Here is a 5,297-nt window from a genome sequence, read left to right on the forward strand (position 1 = left end):
TGAGGCCAGGGTGCGCAAGACGCCGAACGCGGGGGTCCTGGTCTACGAGCGGTGCGCCGGGCGCTTCCGCCAGGTCGACGCCGCTGAACCGGACTGCGCGGAGGGGAGCCTGCGGTGAAGCTCACCTCGGTCCTCTACTTCAACGGCCCCGTGCAGAACGGCGACTTCAGCCTCGCCGAACGTCCGGGCAAGGCCACCGGCATCCGGCTTGCCGAGGCGCTGAACGGGGTCCTCGGAGTGGCGCCGGTGCCGCATCTGTGGAACACCGTCACCCTCCACGGGGACGTGCGCCACCGCCGCGCGGCAGACCGGGAGGCGGTCGGCCGGCCACAGCGTGAGGCCCTGGCCCTGGCGGCGAAGTACGCGTCCGGCCCCGCTCCGGCGGGAGGACTGCGTACCGACGCCGACTCTCATGTCGCCTCCCTGGCCCTGGAGATGATCCGGGCGCTGCTCGACGACGGGACGTTGGCCGTGAAGGACATGCCGGTCCGGCTGTGCGCCCGCTGCGGATACATGGCCGGCCCCGGCACGGCGGGCGACTGCCGCGCCTGCGAGCACACCACCAGCCGGGCAGCACACCGGGCGTTGCTGGTCTTCGACCGCACCGCACACCCTCCGGTACTCGTCCGGGACGACGTCCACGCTGCCGGTGCCCGCACCCCCGCGCACCTGCTGAACATCGCCCACGACGTCCCCGAGCTCTTGGTGCTCTCCCGCACCCGGGACCACGGCGTGTCCCTGGAGGAGCTCGGGCTGGAGGGGATGGTGCTGGACCCGCGGGCCGGACTGCACGTCGCGGTTCTCGCGGCCGCCGTCGAACGCGGCGCTGCGTGTCCGGTGATGACGGTGACCGAGAACGCCGCAGCCCACGTGGCCGCCTACGGTGCGCCGTTCCGCCGCTACGGTGCGACGAAGCTGCGGTACGCGCTGCACGGCAAGGTCGACTTCGAGGCGGCGGCGGGCGGCCGGCTGTACGAGGTGCACCAAGCCCAGGCGCTCCGGGACGTGTTCACCAATTGGTACCTGCCGCTGTGCGCCGCGCGGGAACGCAGTGGGGTGAGCATGGCCCGCCTGCCCGCCCTGCTGAAGTTCCTGCGCCGTGCCCACCTCGCCCGGCCGCCCGCGCCGGAGGGTGATCTCCTCGCTGATTTACGGCACCGCGTGGCGGCAGGTGATATGCGCTGGGTGATGGAAGCCCGGCTGCTGGCCTGCGCCCTGGCCGACCGGGAGAACCCCGGGGCCCCGGCCCCGGAGAGGGGAGCATTCTGATGGGGACTTTCGCGTGGCAGCTCGTCAAGCAGCGCACCGCCGATGCCGAGGGGGCGGTGTTCGTCTCGGCCGACGGCACCCGCTACCGGCGCACCGGAGGGACCGCGCTGCGGGACGAGGCGGCGTTCCAGCAGAAGGCCGCCTCTCTGGGGTACCCGGTGCCGCGGGTCCTGGCGCAGGGGGAGCGGGACGACGGCACGTTCTTCGTCGACGAGGAGTCCCTGGGCATCCAGTCGCTGCACGAGCGGGCGCTGGCCCTGCTGGACGGCGGACAGGCCGTAGCCGACCAGGTGGTCGATGAGCTCGGTGAGGTCTCCGCCCGGCTGCTGGCCGCACAGGCCCGCCACCCGGCGCCCGGCGGCCCCCGCGAGCTGGGGGAGTGGGTGGAGCAGGCGGGCTTCACCGGCAACGTCTTCACGGAGAACCCCGACCTCGACACCCCACGCACCCGCGCCGCCCTGGCCCGGGCCACCCGCGAGCTGGGCGGGGTGCCGCTGGTGTGGGGCCACCTCGACTACGGACTGCCCAACGTTCTGCCCGCCGGCGTCATCGACTGGCAGCACCACGGCCTGGTGCCGCTGGGATACGACGTCGCCCTGGCCCTGGAGGTCATCGCCTTCAAGGGCGGCACCAAGGGCTACGCCGCGACCTCGGCGCAGCGCAAGCGGTACCTGGCCCTGCTGGACGCCGCGGCCCAAGCTGCCGGAAGCGAGCCGGTGAGCTCGCATCTGGGGGCCTTCCTGCTCGTCAAAAGCCTGTTCTTCCTCGCGTTGATGCGCCCCACCGACCCGGCCCGGGCCGACAAACACCAGAAGTGGCACTACCGGCGCCACCTCGTCCTGAAGGGAATCGAGCAGTATGAGCGCACCGGCACCATCGACACCGCCCTCTTCCCCACCCTGGACGACTTCGCCGCTGGGCAGGGCGCTGCCGACCGTCCGTGACCGGGACTACCTCCTGGACCGCTCCGGCATCGTCTTCAAGGTGATCGGCGACGCCCACCCCAGCACGCACTGGCTGGGGTACGTGAAGTACTACCCCGACGCGCGCGGCGACCGGGTCTTGTTCAACACCACCTACCGGCAGAACACGGTCGTCTCCAAGGCGTTCGGGATCCTTGCTGACCGGCCCGAGTGCTACGTCTACGCACCCGCGATCGGCTGCGTGATCACCGGAGTGCCCCGCGAGGACGTCGTACGGCACTACTCGTGCCGTCACGCCCTCACCGCCCTGCACGAGACTCCGGCACTGCTGGACGGATCCGCCGTGAGCAAGGACCTGCTCGCCATCATCGGCTGGATCATCGACCAGAAAGCCGACGACGTCCTCGGTGTCACCGGCGCCTTCCTTGTCGGCGTCGCGGGCGCCCGCTCGGACATCGACCTGGTCTGCTACGGCCCCCCCCGGGTACGAGGTGGCCCAACGCCTCTTCCGGGAGCGGTCGCTGATCCGCCCGTACGAGGGGGAGGACCTGACCCGCTTGTACCTGTGCCGGGCCAAGTACATGGCCGGGTCGTCCTTCGACATCCTGCTGCGCCAGGAGGCCCGCAAGCTCCAGGGACTCACCGCCGGGGCCGGGGCGCACATCAACTGCGAACCGCTGCGCGCCGACGGCGACCGCACCTTCTACAACGTGATCGCCCAGGAGGTCGGGCAGATCAGCGTGCTCGCCCGGATCACTGACCACCGTGAGGGTTTAACCACCCCGGCGCTGTACAGCATCGAGGTCGACACCGTCATCGCCTCCACGATCGACGAACCTGAAGTGTTCGCCCCCCGGATCACTCACCTGCGCAGCTACCTCGGTGCCTACACCGGCGCCTTCCGCCAGGGTGACACCGTCCACCTGTCCGGACGCCTCGTTCACATCCAGGATGCCGCTGGCGCCGGCGGGTTCGGCATCGAGCTGACCCCCTGGAGCGCCACCGAGAGCTACCTCGCCAATCTCGCCCGCTGACCTCGCCCGGGCGCTCCCGTGCCACCTCGCGTCACCTGCAGGAGTCCCTCGCGGGCTGCTGATCCGAGCGCCCTCGCGAATCCTGCGGTCCCCGGGGGGCGCTTCGCGTGCACGACCCGTGCGGCCTGATGAGGGAGACGGCTTCCACGGGCGGGTGAGTCTGCGCACACGCGTGTGATGTGGCTCACTGTGCTTGCTTTTCGCTCCGGCGTGCACGGGGGAGCGCCGGAGCTCCCGGGCTGGTCACGGCACCTTTCTGGTCAATTGTGCGATTTTACGCCTCACTTAACGCACGCACATTCGAACTCTCTGTGATTTCGATTCGTACGGGCGTGAGTGGATCGGCCTCGTTCTCGACATGGTGGTGCTGAGGGCTCAACAGCCCCCCGGTGCGCCTGAGTTGGATGCGCCGCCCTGAACGAAGAGGTAGCCGCATGAGTGCATCCCGGAGGCCCGCGTGAGCGACGACGACGTCCTCGGCAACACGGGCCCCCAGCCGGGCCCCGGCGCGCAGCACGTGTACGAGCCGCTGGACCTCCCCCTCGACTTCGAGGGCTTCTACCTGGGGCACCAGGAGTTCTTCCACGCCTACGCGGAGATCCACCTCGGTAGCCGGCCGGCGGCCGAAGAGGTGGTTCATGACGTGTCCCAGGAGATCCTGGACGGCTGGCAGCAGCTCCTCACCGAGGGCGACCTGGAACAGCTGACGCTCGCGGTGCTGCACCGCCATGTCAGCCGCCGGCTGGAGAAGGAGGGCCGCAACCCCTCGTTTCTGATCAACGGGCCGATCGCCCAGGCCCTGAAGGGCATCAGGACCACCCTGGAAATCACCGAGGGCAGCACCGGCCTATATGAAGCGATCCTGGCGCTGCCCTCCCGTCAGTACAAGGTCATCGTGCTGCGCCACCTCCTGGGCTACCGGACCGCGCAGATCGCACGGTTCATGAGCCTGGACGAACGCACCGTCGACTACCACGGGCGCAAGGGCAAGGAACGGCTGCGGATCCAGCTCGGTCTTCCTGAAGCGCCCCGGGCCAAGAAGGAGGAGGACAAGGCGTGACCATCGACCAGTTCCTCGACCAGGCCACTGTGCCGACCAGCAACCCCGAGTCCTTCGACGTCGGCAACGCGCTGCGGCGTCTGGCCGCCGGGCGCAGCCGCCGTACGAGCTCCGCCAGCATGATCTCGGCTGCTCACGCGGGGCAACGGCTGTCGGTGATCTGCGGCTGGGTTGTCAACAGCCCCGGAGCGGCCCACCACTTAGACGGGCTGGTCCAGGCGCAGAAGCAGGACGTACCTGTCACTGCGGCCAGTGGCGACCTGCTGGACATCAACGGAGCCCTCGCTTTTGCCTGCCTGCTCTACCTGACCGGGCATCCCGAGAGCGCCCAGTTCTGGTGGCAGCTGGCCGCGGGCGCGGGACTGCGGGCCGCCGCCTACTGCCTGCACCTGCACCACTCCTCGCGCAGCGAGAGTAGGGAGGCCGCCCACTGGCGTGCGCAGATCAAGAGCCCCTCCGAGGACCCCGAGCAGGACACCGTGGACGAACGGTTCCTGCGCCAGCTGGACGCGCTCACCCTGTACGCCCGCGAACGCGGAACCTCAGGAGCCGCACCCACCGAAATTCTGGAACTGGAGATCGACCGGCTCGCCGCACACGACGGCTGCCTGATCATCCGTCACCCCGACCAGCAACTGGCGGAGCGTCTGCGCGACTTCGCCCGACGCTGACGGCCCAACAAGAAAAGGGGAGCCCGGGTCCGGCCTCAGGTTCGAAGGCCACCGGCCGGACAGGGCTCCCGCACGGCACACCCCTGGAAGGACTGCCGCCATGTCAATGAACCATGCCCTCACATGGGCCCGCAAGGCCATCGAACGAGCCCGCCAACTCCTGCGCTGGGCTGTCCGGCGCCGCCGCACCGCCGCCTCCCACCTGCTCCGAGGCGCCTGTTACGGCGCCGGAACCGGTGCCGTCAGCCTCATCCTTCTCTGGCTCCAGCGCCACTGAATCCTTCGGACGCGGGGAGCCGTCGTCGCCCCGACGGCTCCCCGCAACTGGCGGCAGATCTAC

Annotated in this window: 6 protein-coding genes; all 6 read left to right on the top strand. The window is 70.0% G+C overall.

Going from position 1 to position 5,297, the window contains the following annotated elements; genetic code table 11:
• Positions 1–114 precede the first annotated feature (114 nt).
• The 6 genes from ACIA73_RS41800 to ACIA73_RS41825 all read left to right on the top strand — a co-directional run bounded on the left by ACIA73_RS41800 (position 115) and on the right by ACIA73_RS41825 (position 5,234).
• Positions 115–1,269: a hypothetical protein gene (locus tag ACIA73_RS41800; protein WP_399444260.1), complete on the top strand. Its 1,155-nt coding sequence runs from the start codon at positions 115–117 to the stop codon at positions 1,267–1,269.
• Positions 1,269–2,213 carry a phosphotransferase gene (locus ACIA73_RS41805; protein WP_399444261.1) on the top strand — a complete coding sequence of 315 codons (945 nt, stop codon included), beginning with the start codon at positions 1,269–1,271 and terminating at the stop codon, positions 2,211–2,213. The genes ACIA73_RS41800 and ACIA73_RS41805 overlap by 1 nt, the downstream gene beginning before the upstream one ends.
• A gap of 470 nt (positions 2,214–2,683) precedes the next feature.
• Positions 2,684–3,226, top strand: a complete 543-nt coding sequence (locus ACIA73_RS41810; protein WP_399444262.1) for a hypothetical protein — start codon at positions 2,684–2,686, stop codon at positions 3,224–3,226.
• A gap of 457 nt (positions 3,227–3,683) precedes the next feature.
• Positions 3,684–4,286, top strand: a complete 603-nt coding sequence (locus tag ACIA73_RS41815) for a sigma-70 family RNA polymerase sigma factor (protein ID WP_399444263.1) — start codon at positions 3,684–3,686, stop codon at positions 4,284–4,286.
• Positions 4,283–4,957 (top strand): hypothetical protein, encoded by a 675-nt coding sequence (locus ACIA73_RS41820; RefSeq protein ID WP_399444264.1) that lies wholly within the window; start codon positions 4,283–4,285, stop codon positions 4,955–4,957. Before ACIA73_RS41815 ends, ACIA73_RS41820 begins: the two co-directional genes overlap by 4 nt.
• Before the next feature lie 100 nt (positions 4,958–5,057).
• Positions 5,058–5,234, top strand: a complete 177-nt coding sequence (locus ACIA73_RS41825; RefSeq protein WP_399444265.1) for a hypothetical protein — start codon at positions 5,058–5,060, stop codon at positions 5,232–5,234.
• The last annotated feature ends 63 nt before the right edge of the window (positions 5,235–5,297 follow it).

This window comes from Streptomyces sp. NPDC051561, assembly GCF_044454195.1.
Classification (GTDB): domain Bacteria; phylum Actinomycetota; class Actinomycetes; order Streptomycetales; family Streptomycetaceae; genus Streptomyces.